The sequence below is a fragment of the Micromonospora eburnea genome, assembly GCF_900090225.1.
In the GTDB taxonomy this organism is placed as follows: domain Bacteria; phylum Actinomycetota; class Actinomycetes; order Mycobacteriales; family Micromonosporaceae; genus Micromonospora; species Micromonospora eburnea.
Genome location: NZ_FMHY01000001.1, coordinates 1 through 17230 on the forward strand (window position 1 = coordinate 1; position 17230 = coordinate 17230).

A 17230-nucleotide genomic window follows, 5' to 3' on the forward strand; every position below is an offset into this window, starting at 1 on the left:
CCCGTACCGGTGGTGCAGGCCGCGCTGTTGCAGGGCTCCCGACTGGCGTGGCGCCGCGATGCGCCGCCGGCGTCGCCGGATCACCCGACCAGGGATCCGAGATCCGGCTACTCGCCCGGCTGGACCCCGACGTCGCGGTCAGCCTGGCCGGCCTCGTGCGCTGGTGGCGGCAGGGTGAACCTTGCCGCAGTGATGGACGAGGTCGCCGCCTGCATGGGCCAGGTGGACGGCCTGCGCGCGTACGGGTGGCCGGTGGGGAAGGTGTCGCCGCCGGCCGCGGTGGTCAACTACCCGACCAACGCGAGCTACCTGATCGACGGCGCGAACTGGCGCATCACCCTGCAGTTGGTGATCTCCTTCGGTCCCCCGAACGAGCAGCAGACACGGGACCGGCTGGCGGCCTACCTCAACGCCTCGGGACCGGCCAGCGTGTACGCGCTGGTCGAGGCGTACGCCTGGACGTCGTGCGACGAGGTGACGTGCACAGAGGGCGACGTCGACGTCGTCACGATCGCCGGCGTCGACCAGCTGGCCGCCCTGTTCACCCTCGACGTCATCGGTTCGAAGAAGTAGGAGCGTGATCCCATGAGCGCGGTTCACGGCAAGCACACCGTGGTGACGGTGGCCACCAAGGACATCTCCGCGCACTGCAAGACCTCGTCGTACGAGGGCTCCGCGGATGTGCACGACACCACCGGGTACGGCAAGAAGGCCAAGACCAAGTCCGGCGGCCTGCTTGACGGCAAGTTCACCTGCGGCGGCACGTACGACAGTTCCGAGACCACCGGGCCGCGCGCCGCGATCAAGCCGCTGTTGGCGAGACGGTAGCCGTGGTGCGCAAGCCGGAGGGCACCGGCGCCGGGAAGCCTCAGGACAAGTTCGACGCCGTCGTGTCCAAGTACGTGGAGACCAACCCGGTCGACGACATCGTCAGCTGGTCGGCCGAATTCGAGATCTCCGACGAGGTCGACGACACCCCCCAGGCGTAAGGAGAGCACGACCCATGGCACACCTGACCCGTGACCAGATCCTGGCCCGCAAGACCGGCCGGGGCGTCGCCACGCTGCCCGACGGATCCACGGTGGCGGTCCGGGCGCTGACCCGCGACGAGGTCCTGGCCGCGCAGGACGGCCGGTCGACGGCCGACCGCGACACGTACTACATCGCCACGGGCATGACCGACCCGAAGATGACCGAGGACGAGGTAGCGGCGTGGGCGGCCGCCGGCGACGCCGGCGACCTGGTCGCCGTGTCCGACGCGATCGCCGAGCTGTCCGGCATGAAGCCGGGCGCCGGCAAGGAGGCAACCAAAAGCACTTCTCGACGACGATGACGATCTGCATTTCGAATTCTTCCTGGCGCAGAAACTGTCGATGACCGTCGCGGAATTGCGGCAGCGGATGAGTCAGGCGGAATTCCTGTACTGGTCCCGGTACTACGCGCTGAAAGCGCAGCGGGAAGAACTCGAACGGGCGAAAGCGGGGCTGTGATGGTCGCGAAGATCCACGTATCGGGGCTGCGAGAGTTTCAGGCGCAGCTTCGGGCGATGGACGCTGGCCTGCCCCGGCAACTGCGCCTGGCGCTCAACGCGGCCGCCGAGGAGATCATCGACTATGCGGAGCCCGGTTTCCCCGCCGGTCCGGTCGGGCCGCCCGGTCGCTCAAGGCTCGCTCGACGCAGCGGGTAGCGCGTATCGCGCTGGGCGGCCGCGCGGCCCCGTACGCGCCATGGCTGGACTTCGGTGGCGAGGGCCGGATCAAGGGCCGGCCGTCGAAGCGTCCGTTCATCCGGGAGGGCCGGTACGTGTACAAGGGCCTGGAGGTGCGCCGGGATCGGGTCACCGAGATCATGTCCGATGCGCTCGCCCAGCTGGCCCGTGACGCCGGGCTGGAGGTCAGCTGATGCCCAACCAGGTGACGTTGACGTTCGCCGGAGAGACGAAGGGCGTCGAGGACGGTTTCTCCCGGGTCGGTGGTGCCGCCCGGGACATGTCCCGCGAGGTCGACGGCGCCGCGGCGGGGTTCGACCGGGCCGGCGAGGCCGCGGACTCCATCGACACCAAGGCGATGGGGTTCCGCGACACGATCACCGGTCTGCATGATCTGCGGCTCGGCTTGAAGGGCGTCGACGAGGAAGGCAAGAGCCTCGGTCTCGAAGAGCAGCTACTGATGATCGGATTCGGTGTCGGCGACCTCGCGTCCGGGTTCTACAACCTGCTGATCCCCCAACTGAAGTCTGCCGTCGGGTGGTTCGCGCAGACCCGGGTAGGCGCCCTGGCGGTGGCGGCCGCGCAAAAGGCCTGGGCCGGCGCTCAGGCGCTGCTCAACCTGTCGCTGTGGACGTCGCCGATTACGTGGATCGTGGTGGGCGTCATCGCGTTGATAGCCGTGATCGTGCTGATCGCCACCAAAACCGACTGGTTCCAAAAAGCCTGGCGCGCGTCGTGGGGATGGATCAAGTCGGCCGCGTCGAGCACGTGGGATTTCATCAAGAAAATCCCGGGCTGGATCGGGTCGGCATTCTCGCGGATCGGTGACGCGATTTCGCGGCCATTCAAGGCGGGATTCAACGCGGTGGCCACCGGCTGGAACCGCACGGTAGGCCGGCTCAGCTGGACCGTACCGTCGTGGGTGCCGGTCATCGGTGGCAACTCCATCAGCGTGCCGCACCTGCCGACCTTCCACGCCGGCGGCCGCGTACCGGGCGCTCCCGGCCAGAACGTCTTGGCCATGTTGCAGGCCGGCGAGACGGTCAACTCGGCGGCCGGCAGCGCCGGCGCGACGCTGACCATCGACACCGCCGGCTCACGCCTCGACGACCTCCTGGTCGAGATCCTGGCCCGGGCCATCAAAAAGCGCGGCGGCTACGTGCAATACGTGCTCGGCGGCCGCGCATGAGCAAGCTGTTCCGGACCAAGGTGGAGCTCCACCTTGGCCCGGTGCTGGGCTGGGTGGATATCACCGCCGACGTCCGCGGCCCGGTCACGATCACCCGCGGCCGCACCAGCGCCGGCGGCCGCGCCGAGTACGGTCGCTGCTCGCTGCGCCTGAACAACCCGGACCGGTACGCGCCGCGCAACCCGACGGGCCCGTGGTACGGGCTGATCGGCCGGAACACCCCGCTGCGCGTGTCCGCCGGCCCGCTCGCCGGCCCGCTGGTCGCCCGGTTCGCCGGCGAGGTGTCGGAGTGGCCGCCGCGGTGGAACCTGCCCGGCACCGACCGGTACGTCGACGTCGAGGCGTCCGGGATCCTGCGCCGCCTCGGGCAGGGTGAACAGCCGAAGCTCTCGCCGCTGCGCCGCACGGTGGCCGCGTCCGCCCTCGCGTACTGGCCGCTGGAGGACGGCGCCGGCGCGTCCGTAGGCGGGTCGGCGCTGTCCGGCCAGTCGCCGATGCGCGTCGCCGGGACGGTGGCCTGGACGGACATCACCAACGTGGTGACCGGCGCGACGGTGCGGCGGGGCACAGACCGTATCGCCGACGTGTCCGCCGGCGCGTCCCTGGTGGGCGACGTGCCCGCCAGCGTCACCGCGTCGACGGCGGCCGGCTGGTCGGCGATGGCCGCGGTCGAGTTGACCGACATCGCCGCGATCACCGGCGACGTCGTCCTCCTGGACATCACCACGCCGGGCGGCACGTACGTGCGGTGGCAGCTGACCGCCAAGATCGTGGGCGGCCTCGACATGCGGCTGGTGGCCTACAACGCCGACGGCGCGGCCACGTTGGTCACCACCGGGTTCGGTGTCGTCACCAGCTTCTACCTGGCCAACGTGTCCGTCTGGCAGAACGGGAGCAACATCTCCGCCGGCGTCCGCTGGGCCGGGGCGAGCTACATCGAGGGGACCGGGTCCGTCGCGGGCACGCTCGCCGGCGTGACCTCCATCGGGGTGAACACCCGGCGCGCGACGTCGACCAAGCCCCTCGGCTTCGGGCACGTCGCGGTGTGGGCCGGCCGCCCGTTCCCGATCGGCGGCAGTCTGGTCGACTACCCGTCGCTGCCGCCCGGGTTCCGGCTGGGCCCGCTGGACGGCTACTGGTACGAGACGGCCGCTGATCGGTTGGTGCGGGTCGCCGGCGAGGAGGGCGTTCCCGTCACTGTGATCGGGTCACCGGCGGCCGGCCGGCTGGGCTACCAGGCCACGGCGTCGCTCAGCGAGCTGGCCGATCAGTCCGTCGACGTCGACGGCGGCTACCTGTACGAGCAGCGTGACGTCCTGGGCCTCGTGTACCGCACCTGCGCCAGCCTCTACAACCAGACCCCGACTCCGATCGCCTACACGGGCCAGCTGGCCCCGCCGTTCGAGCCGATCGACGACGCCGACGCGGTCCGCAACGACGTCGTCGTGAAGAGGCCCGACGGCAGCTCGGTCCGGGCGGTGCAGACGACGGGCCCGCTGGCCGCGGTGCCGCCCCGGCCGGCGTCGGTGTGTACCGCACCGAGGTAGAGCTCAACTGCGCTGGCGACGATCAGCTGGCCGATCAGGCGTCGTGGCGCGGCACCTGGGCACCGTGGACCGCCCCCGGTACGAGGCCCTGTCGGTGGAGCTGAGTTCGCCGGAGTGGCAGGCCGCCCCGGCCGCCATGGCCGCGCTGCTCGCCGTCGACGCCGGCGACGTCCTGGAGGTGACCGGCCCGCCGGCGTGGGCCGCCGGCGACATCCGCACGCTGGCGCTCGGCTACACCGAGACGATCGCCGAATACACGTGGAAGATCACCTTCTCAGGGGTGCCCGCCCAGCCGTACGACATCGCCGTCGTGGACGGCCCGGCCCGGGTGGGGATCGTGGGCGCAACCCTCGCCGCGCCCTGGAACGGCGCGGCCACCATGCAGCTGGCCACCACCGCGGCGTCCGGCCGGTGGACGACCAACCCGGCCGCCTTCCCCCTCGACCTGCGCGTCGGCGAAGAGCGGGTGCGGGTGTCCCTGATCACCGGCGCGGCGTCCCCACAGACCGCCACGGTGGCGGCCCGCGGCCTCAACGGCGTCACCGCGGCGTGGCAGGCCGGCACCCCGGTAGATGTGTGGCTGCCCGCGGTTCCCGGGCTGTAGGGAGGAGACAGCATGGCTGGTGGGTTCCTAGCTGGGGAGACGATCACGGCGCCCAGGTCGAGGATGATCCTGACGGGGTGGTCCGGGTGGTCCCGGTGTCGTTCGTCGGGGCGTCGAGTGCCACCGCGGCGATTGTGTTTCCAGCGCCGTTCGCTGCGCAGCCGGTGATCGTTACCCAGGTGGTGACAGGGGCCGGGGCTGCGGTCAAGTCCACGGTTCTGGTCTCGGTGCTCTCGGCCGCCGGTGCGACGGTCCGGGTGGACCTGACCGCGGCACAGACCATGACCTTGAACGTGCACTGGGTCGCGGTGGAAGCGTCGTGAGCGCGCCTCCGTACCTGGCGCCGGCGTTGACGGTGCTGCGCGACGAGATCAACCGGCGGTGGCCGCGCCGGGACCGGACCTCGGACGGGTGGATCGGCGACGCCCGGCACCAGGCGACCCGATCGGACCACAACCCGAACGAGCGCGGGTCGGTCGACGCGATCGACGTCGACGAGGACGGCGTCGACTTCCCGACGATTTTCGCAGCGATCAAGCGGCATCCGTCCGCCCGCTACGTCATTTATGAGCGGCGTCTCTACCACCGGCTACGCGGCTGGAAATCCGAGCCGTACGACGGGGTGAACCCGCACGAAAAGCACTTCCACCTCTCGATAGACCAGACGCGCGAGGCGGAGCAGGACACCCGACCATGGGGACTCTTGGAGGACACAGACATGCTCGACAGGGCAACGGACACCCCGATCATTCAGGCCGCCCTGCACAACACGATGATCGGCCGATCCGGCGTCACGGTCGGCGTGGCCCTCGACCAGCTGCGCGCCGTACCGGCGGCAGTGGCCAAGCTGGCCACCCGCGTCGACGAGCTCGCCGCGCGGCCGGCCGGCGGTGCCATCGACTACGACCAGCTTGCGGACGCGATCGTCCGCCGGGTGCTCACCGGAGGGCCCGCGTCGTGAACCCGCGTTTCATGTGGGCCGCCGTGGTGCTCGCCGGCCTGGCCGTCGCCGCGGCCGCCGTCATGGCCATCGCCGGGGTGTCGACGGACACGATCGTGGTCGTGATGTCTCTGCTCGTCGTGCCGGTGCTGACCGCGATGGTCGCCGCCCAGGTCGCCGATGTGAAGAGCACGACCAGCCAGGTCGCCCAGCAGACCAACGGCAACGTCACGCGGCTGATGGAGATCATCGCCGAGCAGTCGCGGCAGCTGGCCGCGTCCAAGCCGGTCACCCCCGACCCGGCCCCGGGCCAGTCGAACACACGTACAGAACTTCCTTAAAAGCTGACCGGCCCGGTCGCTATCGTGCGACCGGGCCGGTACCGTCGGTGGTGCTATCTGGGGCTCTCGTCGGGCTCTTTGGTAACCGGAGTGGGCAGTGATCTGATGGCTAGTCGGCGCTGCCCGCTCCGTACCTTCGTGTAGATCTGGGTCGAGCTGACGGACTGATGTCGCATCGACTCCTGGACCTCCCGCATGCTGTTCCCGGCGTCCAGCAGCGCCGTACCGAACCAGTGCCGGAACCGGTGCATGTGTACCCCGGGCATCTCGATGCGGCGGAAGTGCGCCGCCTGGTGCTGCGACAGCCACCGGCCCGTGATGGTCTGCCCGGACGGGCCGCGCACGAGCCGGCCGGGCGGCCGGTCCCGTACGTGCGCCCAGATGACCGGGTGCGTGTACACGGCCTCGGGGTCGCCGCCCTTGCCCACCAGGCGAATGATTTCCTCGGTCACGTCGGCCCGGTCGAGTCGGGCGATCTCGCTGACCCGTAGGCCGGCGTGAGCGGCGAGCAGGATCGCCGTGTGCCACGGGTCGGCCGACCGCGCGAGGGCCTGGACGAGTTCGTCGTCCGTGACCGGGTTCGGCAGGCACTTCGGGTTGCGGGGCTTGGCCATGTCCGCTGTCGGGTCGCCGTCGAGGTGCCCGGCCGCCGACGCCCACCGGTAGAAGCCGCGGATGTGCATCGCGTACGTGGCCCTGGTCCACCTCGACCAGGCGGGGTTGCCGCCGAGCCAGGCGTCCAGTTCGTCGGTGGCCGCGTACGCGAGTCCGTACGGCAGTTCGTGATGGAGACGGCGCAGCAGATCTGCGCGCGCCTCGACCGTCCTTCCGCTCTTGGCACTGGCGCGTAGGTGCGCCAGATGCAGATCGATCAAGTAGCTCATTGCTTGAGGATCGTTGCTATCTGAAGCAATTTGCAAGGTGGTAAATCCCATGGTCACCCCACGTATATGAAACCAGCGAGATTGATTCGAACGTTTGTGCGAAGAGTGATGTGCCGTCCAGGGCTATGGGACGGACTGGTCACATGTTGGACGCGCCGCGCACGCCTCCAACACGTCCGCCAGGTGGTTGACCTCCCACTGGCGTTCTTCCGCCTCGGTCGCGGGCCGGATGTGCTGGACCCGGTGCGCCGGCGCGGGCGTCGACGGCTGGGTGACACCGGCGACGATCAGCGCCCCGCCGATGCACACCGTGATGACCAGCTGGAGCACGGCGGCCGCCGTCTCCGCGCGCCGGCCCATCACCGGACACCCCGGCCGGCCGCGCGATCTCGTTTGTCTTTCAGCAGCGCGCGCACTACCGCCTGAATGTCCGCCCCGGGCATGTTGATTAGCTCCAGGACGCTTTCCAGCGAGTCGATCCCGCCGTGCAGTAGGCCGAGTTCGTACCGGTCGATCGGCGGCGTGGCCGCGGTCGTCGTGGTGTCGGTCCACCGGCCTTCCGACATCATGCCCATCACCGGATCGCCTCGGCATAGAGGGCGTCGAGCAGCCGCCGCAACGCCGCCGTCTGCCGCCGTGCGGCGCGAAATGCCCGGTCGGACTTATCCCGGTCGTCCCCCAGGTGCCGCGCGTTGTCGTAGTTCGAGGCGGCGAGCCGCATCGCCATCTTCTCCGCCGAGGACCGAAGGGCGTTGAGCCGTTCTTGCCGCGCATACTTCCGGTCGATCGCCCGCCAGCGTCGTTCCTTGGCCGTGAGTGTGCTCATGCCGCCACCGCCGTCCGCGGCCTGGTGCTGCCGGACGGGCGTCGCGGCTGGGTGCGCCGCACGGGCCTGCGGCTGGACGGCGCGGCCGGGTCAACAGCGGCGACGAGGCGTGCCGGCTGGAAATACTGGCGAGTAGTTCCACCCTCGCCCCCGTGATCGGGCCCGAGTAGCAGCCAGAGGTAGTCGCACCCGCTCGCCGTGCTGATCTGCTTAGCGATCACCGTGATCCGGCGCGGCGCCCGGTTGTCGCGCTCCCAGTTGCGCCATGAGTCGACTGGGAGGCCGCACGCTTTCGCCGCCTCGGCGATGTTCCCCCAGCCCATGCGCTGTCTGACCAGGGCCAGGCGAGCGCCGAACGTCGAGTCATCGGCGATCCACCCTGTGGACTGCCGGACCGTCGTAGCCATCGTCATGTCCGGAAGCGTAGCGGCACCGCGCAAAGATCGCCATATCGCGCATTGATTGACACGCGGACGGGTTTCTGACGGAAGAGCGCGCGAGTGACGCTTGACGGCACTTCCGTCCGTGGCTACGGTCTGCCGCATGGCGTCAAATCGAACGTTGCTAAGCATTCCCGAGGCATCTGCGCGTCTGGAGGTCTCGCCGTCGACCGTCCGCCGCTGGGTGAGGGCCGGCAAGCTCCGGTCCGTACCCATGCCGGGCGGGCGTGCCAAGGTCCGCGCAGACGACGTGACCGCGATCCTCAGTGGATCGCAGCCCGAGGCGGTGGCGTCTTGAGCCAGCGCGACATGTTCCCGGCGGCCGCGCGTCCGGCCGACGAGCCGCACCCGCCGTCGTGCCCGTGCCTGCCGTGCATTGACGCGCTGATCGCCGACGTCACCCGGCCCCTGGTGATGCCCGAGCCGCGTACCGACCCGGCCGCCGGCGACCGGAAGGACGCCGCGTACGGCGACTGGCTGGCCAACCGGCCGAACCTGCCCACCGCCGGCGGGCCCGTGCCGGAGCCGCGTACGGAGTACGTCGACGACGTCACCCGGCACGACATCTGGCCGGACGGGTGGCGGCCCGGCGTCGGCTACGTCGAGCCCGAGGCGAACCGGGGCACCCGCGGCCCGGGTACGGGTGGCGGTGCCGGCCGGCGTCCGTCCGGGCCCGGCCGCCGGCGTACGCCCGGCACCGCCGGCGGTGAGGGCCGGCCGGGCGGCTGCGCGTCCGCCACCACCGCGCTGGTTGCGCTCGTCCTCGTCGCCATGGCGGCCGCGGCCGGCCTCGTCTGGCTGGCCGCCCACTGATCCCCGGCGGCCGGCCGTGACCACCACAATCCGGCCGGCCGCCGGGCGCGTACGCGCGCGCCGGGCCCGATACGGCCCACGTTCAGCCGTGCTTCCCCCGGGCCCGGCGCGCGCCCTCATCTCTGACTCAAGGAGTGATCATGACGTATCCGACACCGACACCGGACAACCCCCTGCTCTCCGGCGAGCTGACCGCAGCCGATCGTGACCTACTCGCCGCGGTGCACTGCTGGGCCCGCACGCACGGCTGGACCGCGCACGACTGGATGGGGTGGATCAACGCCGCCGACTCCAGCCAGGCGACCGCCGGCGTACGTATCGAGCGGGTGGGCGGGTGCGGTGTGTCCGTGTTCACCCGCCCGACCAAGGACCACCCCTGGCCGGTCCGGGCCATATTCCGTCCGGTGCGCAGCGTCGGGGAGGGCGTCGACGCCTTGATCGACCTCGGGGTTCTGCCGCCGTTCCCGTGGGACACCGGCACTCGCACGCCTCGCTACTGGCCGACCGCCGCGGCGTACACCGCGCTGGGGGCGTGACCGATGTCCGCCACGCTGCTGATTTTCGTGTGGACCGCGGCCGCGACCGCCGGCGCGTACCTGGTCGGCTTCGCCGCCGGGCGGTGGTCCAAGGCATGACCCCGGTCCGCTGCCGGCTCTGCGGCCGGCTGTGCACGTCGCCGACGTCCAGGGCCCGCCGCATCGGCGACAAGTGCTGGCGCAAGCTGCGCCGCCAGCACCACGTCCAGGACGAGTTGCTGCCCGTCGTCGACGTCCATGTGCCGGGGGTGAGCTGATGGCGCGCACGATCGGCCGCGCGATCGGCCTGGAGGTGTGGGCGCATGGCACCTGGGACGAGATCGCCCAGCTGCGCGCCCAGCTGGCCGCGATGGGCCTGATCGTCGTGCCCGAGCCGGACTCGACGGACACCCAGGCGTGCCGGACCGACCCGATGCCGCCGACCCCGATCGCCGGCGAGCGGGGCCGCTACCGCTGGTATGGGCGGGTCCGTGTCCGCAAGGCCTGAGCAGCACCACCCAGCGCAACCCGCACAACTCCAGGAAGGCACCGCCCCGTGTGGCTCCGCATCGACGACAAGCTGATTACCTCGGTCAAAATCCGTGGCCTCGTCGATGACGGGGCCACCGGCGTACGCGCCACAGAACAGCGATGCGCCACGATCGGCCATTGGCTTCAGATCGTGACCTGGGTGGCCGGTGCCGGCACTGACGGGTTCGTCCCGGCCGACGTCGTCGACGAGTACGGCACCAAGGCCACCACGGCGCGGCTGCTGCGCGCCCGGTACGGCCGGGCGCCGCTGCTGCACGTACGTAACCCGGACGGAACGACGCCGGCGTGTCCGTGCCTCGACGGCCGCACCTGGCACGCCGACTACGCCTACGCCGTACATGACTACCTCGACCGCAACCCGAGCCGCAGCGAGAACGACGTCCACCGCGCGAAGAAACGCGAGCTGCGCGACGCCAAGCTCAAGCGGCAGGTACGCGACCGCGACCGGGACCGGTGCCGCTACTGCGGCCGCCTGTGCAAGCACAGCGACAGGATCACCGACGAGGGCATGACGTTCGACCACGTTGACCCCGAGGTGGCCGCCGGGATGGACAACCTTGTCGTGGCGTGCCGCGGCTGCAACAACCGTAAGAACCGGCGCACGCCCGAGCAGGCGGACATGGTGCTGTTGCCCGTACCTACCACCGACCAGACCAACGACGGAACCTACGACGGACCTACGACAGAACCTGCGACCGTCGCAGGTCCGGTCACAGGTGCAGTCGCGTGTCCGGTCACCGGTGTGCGCGCAGATCTACGCCCAGACCAGGGACGGTCACAGGAGCGGACCTCTCCCGGACGGGACGGGGCGGGCATCGTCACAGGTTCATCGACGAGGCTCGGGCCTCCCGATACTGTCCGACCAGCCGGCAGGGCATCCCCGTACCTGCGCCCCCGCGTACCCAAGGCCGGGCATCCCCCGGACGTTCCTCGCCCTGGCATGGATGAACCGTGACCGGATACTTGGATCATGTCGGCAAGCTGGGCGAGCGGGAGCACCAGGCGGTGGAGAACCGTGCGCGCGTTCGTGCTCTGGCGCGACGGCTACCGGTGCCGGGCGCACGCGGACGGCTGGTGCGATCGGGTGCCCGGGTCGCATCGGTGTACGGGCCGGGCCGAGTTGACCGGGCCGAACGCGGGGCACGCGCACCACACGCGCGGCCGCGCGGTGACCGGCGATGATCCGGCGTACATCGTGGCCAGCTGCGCGGCGTGCAACCTGCATATCGGTGACCCGACCGAGCACGTCGACCCACCGAACAGGCCGGTGACTCGATGGTGAGATCTCGCTTCCTAGGACGCGATGCGCGTTCGTGCACGCGGTCGACGCCGGCGCGAGCGCGACCGCGCAGCGCGGCGCGAAAAGTTCGGAGCCTGACCCCAGGGACACCCGCGCCCTGTCCTTTTCTCTCCCCCGGGCCTCCGGAGGCCCCGGTTTTTCGCCAGAGCGGGGCAATTCGTGACGATTTCCAGCAAACTTCGCCTTGCGTTGCAGGAAACGCCCCGGTTGCCTCGGGATGCCGCCACGGTGGAGCTCGCGTTGACGTACGCCCGCCAGTTGGACCGGCTGATCAAGCGGTTGGGCGAGGAAGAGGCGATCGACTCGCCGGTGCACCACAAACGGGTGATCACCGAGGTCGACATCATCGGTCGCAGGCTTGAGGCCACGCTTGACCGGTTGGGGATGAGTCCGGGCGCCCGGCCGGCGGTGCGTGGTGGAGGACAGGAGGCCGGCGGTGACCCTGCAAGCGGTCAGCTCGACCAGCTGCGAGCCGACGCCGCCGCCGGCGGAGGTGGTGCCGCTGGGCTCGATTACACCGAGGCTGTGGACCCGGCCGTTACGGCCGCTGACGCCGGAGACTAGCTACGGCTTCCGGGTCATCTGGTTCGCCCGGGAGATCCTGCGTCAGCCGTTGGACCCGTGGCAGCAGTGGTGCGTGATCCACCTGGGCGAGTTGCTGCCCGACGGGCGGCCGCGGTTCCGCCAGATCCTCATCATCGTCGCCCGCCAGAACGGCAAGACGCACCTGTGCAAGGTGTTGGCGTTGTACTGGATGTTCGTCGAGCGGCAGGCCATGGTGTTCGGCACCTCAACCGACCTGGAGCAGGCCAAGGAGGCGTGGGAGTTCGCCGTCGAGCTCGCCCAGCAAACGCCGGCGCTCGCCGCCCGGGTGCGCTCCGTCCGGATCGGCAACGGGCAACAGGTCCTGTCGACCACCGACCGCTGCGCGTACAAGATCGGCGCGGCGACCCGCAAGGGCGGCCGCGGCAAGACGATCCGCCGGGCGATCGGTGACGAGCTGCGCGAGCAGCACACCTGGGAGGCGTACAACGCGGTCACGTTCGCCACGAACGCGGTGCCGGAAGCCCAGATCGTCTACATCACCAACCAGGGCGACGTCCGGTCGGTGGTGTTGCGGGCCCTGCGTACCGCCGCGGTGAAGTTCGTCGAGACCGGCGAGGGCGACCCGCGGCTGGGCATCCTGGAGTATTCGGCCCCGCCCGGTACGCACATCACCGACCCGGCCGGCTGGGCTGCGGCCAACCCGCAGCTGGGCCGGCGGATGGACCCGGACGTCATCGCCGGCGCCGCCACGCGCCTGGCCATGCCGGGCGCCGACCCGGAGGAGGTCGCCGGGTTCGTCACCGAGGTCCTGTGCATGTCGGTGCCGAAGCTGAATCCGGCGCTCGACCCGACCGGCTGGGGCGAATGCAAGGTGCCCGGAACCCTCGACGACGCCCGGTCCCGGCTCGCGCTGTGCATCGACCTGTCCCCGGACACCACGCACGCCGTCCTTGCCGCGGCGGCCGTTCTCGAGGACGGCCGGGTCCGAGTGGAGACGGTGCACGAGTGGACCGGGCCGGCGGCCGCGGCCGCCATGGAACGCGAGCTGCCCGGCTGGGTGGCCAAGCTGCGGCCCCGGGTGCTCGGCTGGTTCCCGACGGGCCCGGCGGCCGCCGTGGCGGCCCGGGTCGCGGACCGCCGCAAGGCCGGCGTGCGGGACTGGCCGCCGCCCGGCGTGACCGTCGCCGGGATCCGAGGCGAGACGTCCGCCGTCTGCATGGGGCTGGCGAAGGAGGTCAACGGGCGGACGGTGGTGCACTCCGGTCAGGACATGCTCGACGCCCAGGCCGAAGCCGTCGAGAAGAGCCCCGGTGACGCCTGGGTGTTCGTGCGCGCCGGCGGCAGCGCCGCCGCGGTGTACGCCGTCGCCGGCGCTGTCCACCTGGCCCGCACGCTGCCGACGCCCCCGCCGCCCCTCGCGGTGGTGACCGCGCGCCGGTGACGCGATCCTCAATTCCGGAATTCGATCACACGAGATACCCTTCCGGTTATGGGGTGGAGGTTGTGGCGTCGCCGGCGCCCGGCGCAAGCGCCGAGTGACCTGGTCAGCATCTCTGACCCCGCGCTGGCCGAGTATTTCCGGATCGGTGTCGGCAACTACTCGGGCGTGCCGGTGGGGGAGGCCACCGCGCTGGGCCTGTCGGCCATGTGGCGCGCGGTGAACCTGGTGTCCGGGACCATCGCCATGCTGCCGATGCCCACTGTCCGCGAGGTCGACGGCGTGGTGACCCGTGTCCGGTCGGTGTTCGACGATCCCGGCGGGGTGGTCGGCATGACGCCGTTCGAGTGGAAACAGACCGTGATCGCGCATCAGATGATGCACGGTGCCGCGTGTCTGGCCCACGTGTACAACGTGGGCGGTGCCCTGGCCGGCCTGGTGCCGATCCACCCGGGAAGCGTGCAGGTCGACCCGCCGCCGAAACAGGCGGCCAGCGAGCTGTCCACGCCCTACCAGCGCACGTATACGGCGTTCTTGCAGGACGGGTCCCGGCGCGAGTTCACCGACAAGACCATGACGTACTGCCCGGCCCTGTCGTTGGACGGCCGCCGCGGCGTCGGCCTGCTCCAGGTCGCCGCCAACAGCCTGGGCATCGCCGTGGCGGGGGACCGGGCCGCGGGCAAGATGTTCTCCGACGGCGCCCTGATGTCCGGCCTCGCCACCCCCGAGGAAGGGGAACAATGGGGCCCGGACGACGCCCAGCACATCAAGCAGGACCTCGACCTGAAAACGGCCGGGTGGGAGAACGCCTCCGGGATCGCGGTGATCAACCGGCGGATCCACCTGCAGAAGTGGCAGATGACCAACGAAGAGGCGCAGTTCCATTCCTCCCGCCAGTTCCAGATCGAGGAGATCGCACGCTTCACCGGCGTGCCGCCGCATCTGCTGATGCAGACCGAGAAGCAGACCAGCTGGGGCACCGGTGTGGCCGAGCAGAACCGCGGCTTGTCCCGCTACACCCTGGCCCACTGGACGGCACGCCTCGAACAGCGGCTGTCCCGCCTGCTCGCCGCGCCCCGGTCGGTGCGGTTCGACTACCACGAGTGGGAGAGGCCGACCCCCGAGCAGGAGATCGACCTGCTGATCAAGCAGACCGGCAAGCCGATCCTCACCGTGAACGAGGCTCGTGCCCGGCTCGGTCTGCCGCCCATCGCCGGCGGTGACGTGTTGGCGCTGCCGTCGCCGCAGCCCGGCCAGCAGCCCCAGGAGGTACCGGCGTGACCGTCCGCGAGCTGTTGCCGCCCGAGCTGCTGTCCCGCTGGTCGACCGCGGCCGGCCGTACGCAGCGCGGCGCCGGCGGCTGGTACACGATCCGCAACGAGGCCGACCGCGCCCTGGTCGAGCTGTACGACGTGATCGGCGAGTGGGGCATCTCCGCGCGCGAGTTCGTGCGTGACCTACGCGGCATCACCGCCCCGGTCATCGACCTGCGGATCAACTCCCCCGGTGGCCTGATTTACGACGGGTTCGTGATCTACAACGCGCTGCGCGACCACCCGGCGCGCGTCGAGGCGACCGTTGACGGCCTGGCCGCGTCGGCCGCGTCGTGGGTCCTGCAAGCCGCCGAGCATCGCGTCATGAACCGGCACAGCGAGCTGATGATCCATGACGGTCTGGCGCTCACCATAGGCAACGAGGCCGACCACCTGGAGACCGCGGCGCAGCTGGGCCGGCTATCGGACAACATCGCGTCGATCTACGCCACCCGCGCCGGCGGCAGCGCCGACGACTGGCGGGCCGCGATGCGGGCCGAGACCTGGTACACCGCCGCCGAGGCGGCCGCCGCCGGCCTGGCCGACGAGGCGATCGACGACGAACCCGCATCCAACATCCTGCCGCGTACGCAGCTGGTCACAGCTCGGGCGCGCGCCCACCTGGAAAGGACACCCGCCCGATGACCGACGCCCCGACCCCGGCCGCCGAGGACACCCCCGACCGGCCGCGTACCGCACCGAAGCTGCCCGACCAGGCGACCGCCGACGTGGACGACTGGGAGCAGTTCCAGCAGGTCTACGCCGGCTGGGTGGAGAGGGCCACCGACGACGAGCTCCTGGCCGAGATGGCCGCGCTCCCCGTCGACGGCCGCCCGCTCAGCCCGGCCGAGGCGTGGATGTACCACCAGTGCGAGCTGCGCCGCCGCCGCCCGACCAACCAGCGGGCCGCCGCTGGCCGTAAGAGGGGATGACACCGATGGACCCGAAGGCGACCCCGCTGGACGTGGCTCGCTTCTTCAACCGGGCGCCCGCCCGCCCGCCGGCGCCGCCGGCGAACCGGCCGGCTCCGCCGGCGGCCGGCGACCCCGCGGCCGCCACCCAGCCACGCGACGAGCCGATCCCCGCCACGATCGACGAGATCATGGACGAGATGTCGGCGATCGCGGCGAACACCGACACCCGCGCGCTGACCGACGCCGAGGCCAACCGGTACGAGCGGTTGGAATCCGCGCTTGCCGGCGCCCGCCGGTCGGAGAACATCCGCCGGCGCCAGGAGGCGTACGAGACGCCCGTCCCTGGGGACCTGGCCGTCGCCGCGTACGCGGGCACCGCACGCCGCGACGACACCTACAACCAGGCGTTCAACCACTACCTGCGCTCGGGCAAGCCCAACTCCGACCTGATGAACGCCCAGCAGGTCGGCACCGACAGCGAGGGCGGCTACCTGGTATCGCCGCAGTTCCGGCAGAAGCTGGTGGAGGCGCAGAAGTCCTATGGCGGCCTGGCCGCCGAGGTCGACGGCTTCGCCACCGACCGGGGCGGCGAGGTCGAGTACCCGTCGGTGGACGACACCGCGTCCGAGGGTGCGATCACCGCGGAGGAAGCGGCATTCGCTGGCGGTGCCGACCTGGCGTTCGGCTCCGTCTCGCTCAAGGCGTACAAGTACACCTCGACCGGGGCCGACCCCAACGCCGGCCTGCGCGTCTCCGTCGAGCTGATTCAGGACGCCGAGTTCGACATCGAGGCGCTGTTGGCTCGGGCGCTCGCCACCCGTATCGCCCGCAAGCAGGCCCGGGACTGGGTGACGGCCGACGGATCCGGCAAGCCGTACGGCATCGCGCACGCCGGCCTCACCGCGGACGTGGTGCTGGCCGCCGGCAACGCGATCACCTATCAGAAGCTGCTCGACATCGAGTCCGCGCTTGACCCGGCGTACGAGCAGTCCGCGAAGTGGGCGTTCAGTAAGAACACGTGGCAGCGCATCCGGGCGCTGGTCGACAGTGCCGGCCGGCCCCTGGTCGACCCGCAGCAGAGTTCGGGCATCGGCGGCCGGCCGGCCCGCGAGCTGCTCGGCTACCCGGTGGTGATCGACCAGGGTTTCCCCAACATGACCACGCTGAACGCGCGGTGGGGTGTGCTCGGCGACCTGCGGGAGGCGTACACGATCCGCCGCGTCGCCAACTTCACGATGATCGTCAACCCGTACTCGCGGGCGAACTACGGCCAGGTGGAGTACGTCGCCTGGGAGCGGGCGGACGGCAACGTGCAGAACCGCAAGGCGTACGCGCTGGCCCAGGCCAACGCGGCCTGACG

The 17230-nt window shown here is 70.8% G+C and carries 28 protein-coding genes; 23 read left to right on the forward strand and 5 right to left on the reverse strand.

All coding sequences use genetic code 11. The annotated features are described in order from the left end of the window. The 11 genes from GA0070604_RS00005 to GA0070604_RS00050 form a co-directional block, all read left to right on the forward strand. Nucleotides 1-573, forward strand: a 573-nt coding sequence (locus GA0070604_RS00005) for a hypothetical protein (RefSeq protein WP_208601947.1), incomplete at its 5' end; no start/stop codon positions are given. A 12-nt stretch (nucleotides 574-585) separates the two neighbouring features. Further along, on the forward strand, nucleotides 586-828 hold the full coding sequence (locus tag GA0070604_RS32870) for a hypothetical protein (RefSeq protein ID WP_208601948.1): 243 nt from the start codon (nucleotides 586-588) through the stop codon (nucleotides 826-828). A gap of 5 nt (nucleotides 829-833) precedes the next feature. Then, the gene (locus GA0070604_RS32875) at nucleotides 834-989 is read left to right on the forward strand and encodes a hypothetical protein (protein WP_208601949.1); all 156 of its coding nucleotides are present in this window, start codon (nucleotides 834-836) and stop codon (nucleotides 987-989) included. Nucleotides 990-1003: 14 nt separating this feature from the next. Next, the gene (locus GA0070604_RS00015; RefSeq protein WP_091112077.1) at nucleotides 1004-1333 is read left to right on the forward strand and encodes a hypothetical protein; all 330 of its coding nucleotides are present in this window, start codon (nucleotides 1004-1006) and stop codon (nucleotides 1331-1333) included. A gap of 213 nt (nucleotides 1334-1546) precedes the next feature. Further along, on the forward strand, nucleotides 1547-1687 hold the full coding sequence (locus GA0070604_RS32190; RefSeq protein WP_167363361.1) for a hypothetical protein: 141 nt from the start codon (nucleotides 1547-1549) through the stop codon (nucleotides 1685-1687). Between the two features lie 214 nt (nucleotides 1688-1901). Then, on the forward strand, nucleotides 1902-2897 hold the full coding sequence (locus GA0070604_RS00025; RefSeq protein WP_244161700.1) for a phage tail tape measure protein: 996 nt from the start codon (nucleotides 1902-1904) through the stop codon (nucleotides 2895-2897). Then, complete coding sequence (locus GA0070604_RS00030; RefSeq protein ID WP_091112087.1) at nucleotides 2894-4444, forward strand: hypothetical protein; 1551 nt, start codon at nucleotides 2894-2896, stop codon at nucleotides 4442-4444. Before GA0070604_RS00025 ends, GA0070604_RS00030 begins: the two co-directional genes overlap by 4 nt. A 43-nt stretch (nucleotides 4445-4487) precedes the next feature. Continuing rightward, the gene (locus GA0070604_RS00035; RefSeq protein WP_091112090.1) at nucleotides 4488-5048 is read left to right on the forward strand and encodes a hypothetical protein; all 561 of its coding nucleotides are present in this window, start codon (nucleotides 4488-4490) and stop codon (nucleotides 5046-5048) included. A gap of 77 nt (nucleotides 5049-5125) precedes the next feature. Continuing rightward, nucleotides 5126-5371 carry a hypothetical protein gene (locus GA0070604_RS00040; protein ID WP_091112092.1) on the forward strand — a complete coding sequence of 82 codons (246 nt, stop codon included), beginning with the start codon at nucleotides 5126-5128 and terminating at the stop codon, nucleotides 5369-5371. Then, on the forward strand, nucleotides 5368-6009 hold the full coding sequence (locus tag GA0070604_RS00045; RefSeq protein WP_091112097.1) for a hypothetical protein: 642 nt from the start codon (nucleotides 5368-5370) through the stop codon (nucleotides 6007-6009). The genes GA0070604_RS00040 and GA0070604_RS00045 overlap by 4 nt, the downstream gene beginning before the upstream one ends. Further along, the gene (locus GA0070604_RS00050) at nucleotides 6006-6329 is read left to right on the forward strand and encodes a hypothetical protein (protein WP_091112101.1); all 324 of its coding nucleotides are present in this window, start codon (nucleotides 6006-6008) and stop codon (nucleotides 6327-6329) included. Before GA0070604_RS00045 ends, GA0070604_RS00050 begins: the two co-directional genes overlap by 4 nt. Nucleotides 6330-6382: 53 nt before the next feature. Here the strand turns inward: GA0070604_RS00050 and GA0070604_RS00055 are convergent, their stop codons facing one another. The 5 genes from GA0070604_RS00055 to GA0070604_RS00075 all read right to left on the reverse strand — a co-directional run bounded on the left by GA0070604_RS00055 (nucleotide 6383) and on the right by GA0070604_RS00075 (nucleotide 8452). After that, nucleotides 6383-7213: a site-specific integrase gene (locus GA0070604_RS00055; protein ID WP_141721188.1), complete on the reverse strand. Its 831-nt coding sequence runs from the start codon at nucleotides 7211-7213 to the stop codon at nucleotides 6383-6385. Between the two features lie 123 nt (nucleotides 7214-7336). Beyond that, nucleotides 7337-7573 carry a hypothetical protein gene (locus GA0070604_RS00060; protein ID WP_141721189.1) on the reverse strand — a complete coding sequence of 79 codons (237 nt, stop codon included), beginning with the start codon at nucleotides 7571-7573 and terminating at the stop codon, nucleotides 7337-7339. Beyond that, on the reverse strand, nucleotides 7573-7791 hold the full coding sequence (locus GA0070604_RS00065; RefSeq protein WP_091112111.1) for a hypothetical protein: 219 nt from the start codon (nucleotides 7789-7791) through the stop codon (nucleotides 7573-7575). The genes GA0070604_RS00060 and GA0070604_RS00065 overlap by 1 nt, the downstream gene beginning before the upstream one ends. Next, nucleotides 7788-8039: a hypothetical protein gene (locus tag GA0070604_RS00070; protein ID WP_091112115.1), complete on the reverse strand. Its 252-nt coding sequence runs from the start codon at nucleotides 8037-8039 to the stop codon at nucleotides 7788-7790. The genes GA0070604_RS00065 and GA0070604_RS00070 overlap by 4 nt, the downstream gene beginning before the upstream one ends. Next, complete coding sequence (locus GA0070604_RS00075) at nucleotides 8036-8452, reverse strand: helix-turn-helix domain-containing protein (protein ID WP_141721190.1); 417 nt, start codon at nucleotides 8450-8452, stop codon at nucleotides 8036-8038. Before GA0070604_RS00075 ends, GA0070604_RS00070 begins: the two co-directional genes overlap by 4 nt. Before the next feature lie 130 nt (nucleotides 8453-8582). Here GA0070604_RS00075 and GA0070604_RS34190 point away from each other — a divergent pair, with 130 nt between their 5' ends. The 12 genes from GA0070604_RS34190 (at nucleotide 8583) to GA0070604_RS00135 (ending at nucleotide 17228) form a co-directional block, all read left to right on the forward strand. Beyond that, complete coding sequence (locus tag GA0070604_RS34190) at nucleotides 8583-8777, forward strand: helix-turn-helix domain-containing protein (RefSeq protein ID WP_091112122.1); 195 nt, start codon at nucleotides 8583-8585, stop codon at nucleotides 8775-8777. Next, nucleotides 8774-9292 carry a hypothetical protein gene (locus GA0070604_RS00085; protein WP_141721191.1) on the forward strand — a complete coding sequence of 173 codons (519 nt, stop codon included), beginning with the start codon at nucleotides 8774-8776 and terminating at the stop codon, nucleotides 9290-9292. The genes GA0070604_RS34190 and GA0070604_RS00085 overlap by 4 nt, the downstream gene beginning before the upstream one ends. A 140-nt stretch (nucleotides 9293-9432) precedes the next feature. Next, nucleotides 9433-9828, forward strand: a complete 396-nt coding sequence (locus GA0070604_RS00090) for a hypothetical protein (protein WP_141721192.1) — start codon at nucleotides 9433-9435, stop codon at nucleotides 9826-9828. A gap of 95 nt (nucleotides 9829-9923) precedes the next feature. Then, nucleotides 9924-10085, forward strand: a complete 162-nt coding sequence (locus GA0070604_RS32195) for a DUF6011 domain-containing protein (protein WP_167363362.1) — start codon at nucleotides 9924-9926, stop codon at nucleotides 10083-10085. Beyond that, nucleotides 10085-10315 carry a hypothetical protein gene (locus tag GA0070604_RS00095; protein WP_091112133.1) on the forward strand — a complete coding sequence of 77 codons (231 nt, stop codon included), beginning with the start codon at nucleotides 10085-10087 and terminating at the stop codon, nucleotides 10313-10315. The genes GA0070604_RS32195 and GA0070604_RS00095 overlap by 1 nt, the downstream gene beginning before the upstream one ends. Nucleotides 10316-10363: 48 nt before the next feature. Beyond that, complete coding sequence (locus GA0070604_RS00100) at nucleotides 10364-11314, forward strand: HNH endonuclease (protein ID WP_091112135.1); 951 nt, start codon at nucleotides 10364-10366, stop codon at nucleotides 11312-11314. A gap of 504 nt (nucleotides 11315-11818) precedes the next feature. Further along, nucleotides 11819-12223, forward strand: a complete 405-nt coding sequence (locus tag GA0070604_RS00110) for a terminase small subunit (protein ID WP_141721193.1) — start codon at nucleotides 11819-11821, stop codon at nucleotides 12221-12223. Next, on the forward strand, nucleotides 12156-13646 hold the full coding sequence (locus tag GA0070604_RS00115) for a terminase (protein ID WP_091112145.1): 1491 nt from the start codon (nucleotides 12156-12158) through the stop codon (nucleotides 13644-13646). Before GA0070604_RS00110 ends, GA0070604_RS00115 begins: the two co-directional genes overlap by 68 nt. Before the next feature lie 48 nt (nucleotides 13647-13694). Beyond that, the gene (locus GA0070604_RS00120; protein ID WP_091112149.1) at nucleotides 13695-14924 is read left to right on the forward strand and encodes a phage portal protein; all 1230 of its coding nucleotides are present in this window, start codon (nucleotides 13695-13697) and stop codon (nucleotides 14922-14924) included. Beyond that, nucleotides 14921-15601: a head maturation protease, ClpP-related gene (locus GA0070604_RS00125; protein WP_091112152.1), complete on the forward strand. Its 681-nt coding sequence runs from the start codon at nucleotides 14921-14923 to the stop codon at nucleotides 15599-15601. Before GA0070604_RS00120 ends, GA0070604_RS00125 begins: the two co-directional genes overlap by 4 nt. Further along, nucleotides 15598-15888 (forward strand): hypothetical protein, encoded by a 291-nt coding sequence (locus tag GA0070604_RS00130; RefSeq protein ID WP_091112154.1) that lies wholly within the window; start codon nucleotides 15598-15600, stop codon nucleotides 15886-15888. Before GA0070604_RS00125 ends, GA0070604_RS00130 begins: the two co-directional genes overlap by 4 nt. A gap of 5 nt (nucleotides 15889-15893) precedes the next feature. Further along, nucleotides 15894-17228 carry a phage major capsid protein gene (locus GA0070604_RS00135; protein ID WP_167363363.1) on the forward strand — a complete coding sequence of 445 codons (1335 nt, stop codon included), beginning with the start codon at nucleotides 15894-15896 and terminating at the stop codon, nucleotides 17226-17228. Nucleotides 17229-17230: the final 2 nt, after the last annotated feature.

Bases quoted from the DNA above. Each gene is read 5' to 3' on its own strand.
- GA0070604_RS00090 (WP_141721192.1), top strand. From the start codon at position 9,433: ATGACGTATCCGACACCGACACCGGACAACCCCCTGCTCTCCGGCGAG.
- GA0070604_RS00025 (WP_244161700.1), top strand. From the start codon at position 1,902: ATGCCCAACCAGGTGACGTTGACGTTCGCCGGAGAGACGAAGGGCGTC.
- GA0070604_RS32195 (WP_167363362.1), top strand. From the start codon at position 9,924: ATGACCCCGGTCCGCTGCCGGCTCTGCGGCCGGCTGTGCACGTCGCCG.
- GA0070604_RS00075 (WP_141721190.1), bottom strand. From the start codon at position 8,452: ATGACGATGGCTACGACGGTCCGGCAGTCCACAGGGTGGATCGCCGAT.
- GA0070604_RS00095 (WP_091112133.1), top strand. From the start codon at position 10,085: ATGGCGCGCACGATCGGCCGCGCGATCGGCCTGGAGGTGTGGGCGCAT.
- GA0070604_RS32190 (WP_167363361.1), top strand. From the start codon at position 1,547: ATGGACGCTGGCCTGCCCCGGCAACTGCGCCTGGCGCTCAACGCGGCC.
- GA0070604_RS00070 (WP_091112115.1), bottom strand. From the start codon at position 8,039: ATGAGCACACTCACGGCCAAGGAACGACGCTGGCGGGCGATCGACCGG.
- GA0070604_RS00015 (WP_091112077.1), top strand. From the start codon at position 1,004: ATGGCACACCTGACCCGTGACCAGATCCTGGCCCGCAAGACCGGCCGG.
- GA0070604_RS32870 (WP_208601948.1), top strand. From the start codon at position 586: ATGAGCGCGGTTCACGGCAAGCACACCGTGGTGACGGTGGCCACCAAG.
- GA0070604_RS00130 (WP_091112154.1), top strand. From the start codon at position 15,598: ATGACCGACGCCCCGACCCCGGCCGCCGAGGACACCCCCGACCGGCCG.
- GA0070604_RS00060 (WP_141721189.1), bottom strand. From the start codon at position 7,573: ATGGGCCGGCGCGCGGAGACGGCGGCCGCCGTGCTCCAGCTGGTCATC.
- GA0070604_RS00120 (WP_091112149.1), top strand. From the start codon at position 13,695: ATGGGGTGGAGGTTGTGGCGTCGCCGGCGCCCGGCGCAAGCGCCGAGT.
- GA0070604_RS00030 (WP_091112087.1), top strand. From the start codon at position 2,894: ATGAGCAAGCTGTTCCGGACCAAGGTGGAGCTCCACCTTGGCCCGGTG.
- GA0070604_RS00055 (WP_141721188.1), bottom strand. From the start codon at position 7,213: ATGAGCTACTTGATCGATCTGCATCTGGCGCACCTACGCGCCAGTGCC.
- GA0070604_RS34190 (WP_091112122.1), top strand. From the start codon at position 8,583: ATGGCGTCAAATCGAACGTTGCTAAGCATTCCCGAGGCATCTGCGCGT.
- GA0070604_RS00135 (WP_167363363.1), top strand. From the start codon at position 15,894: ATGGACCCGAAGGCGACCCCGCTGGACGTGGCTCGCTTCTTCAACCGG.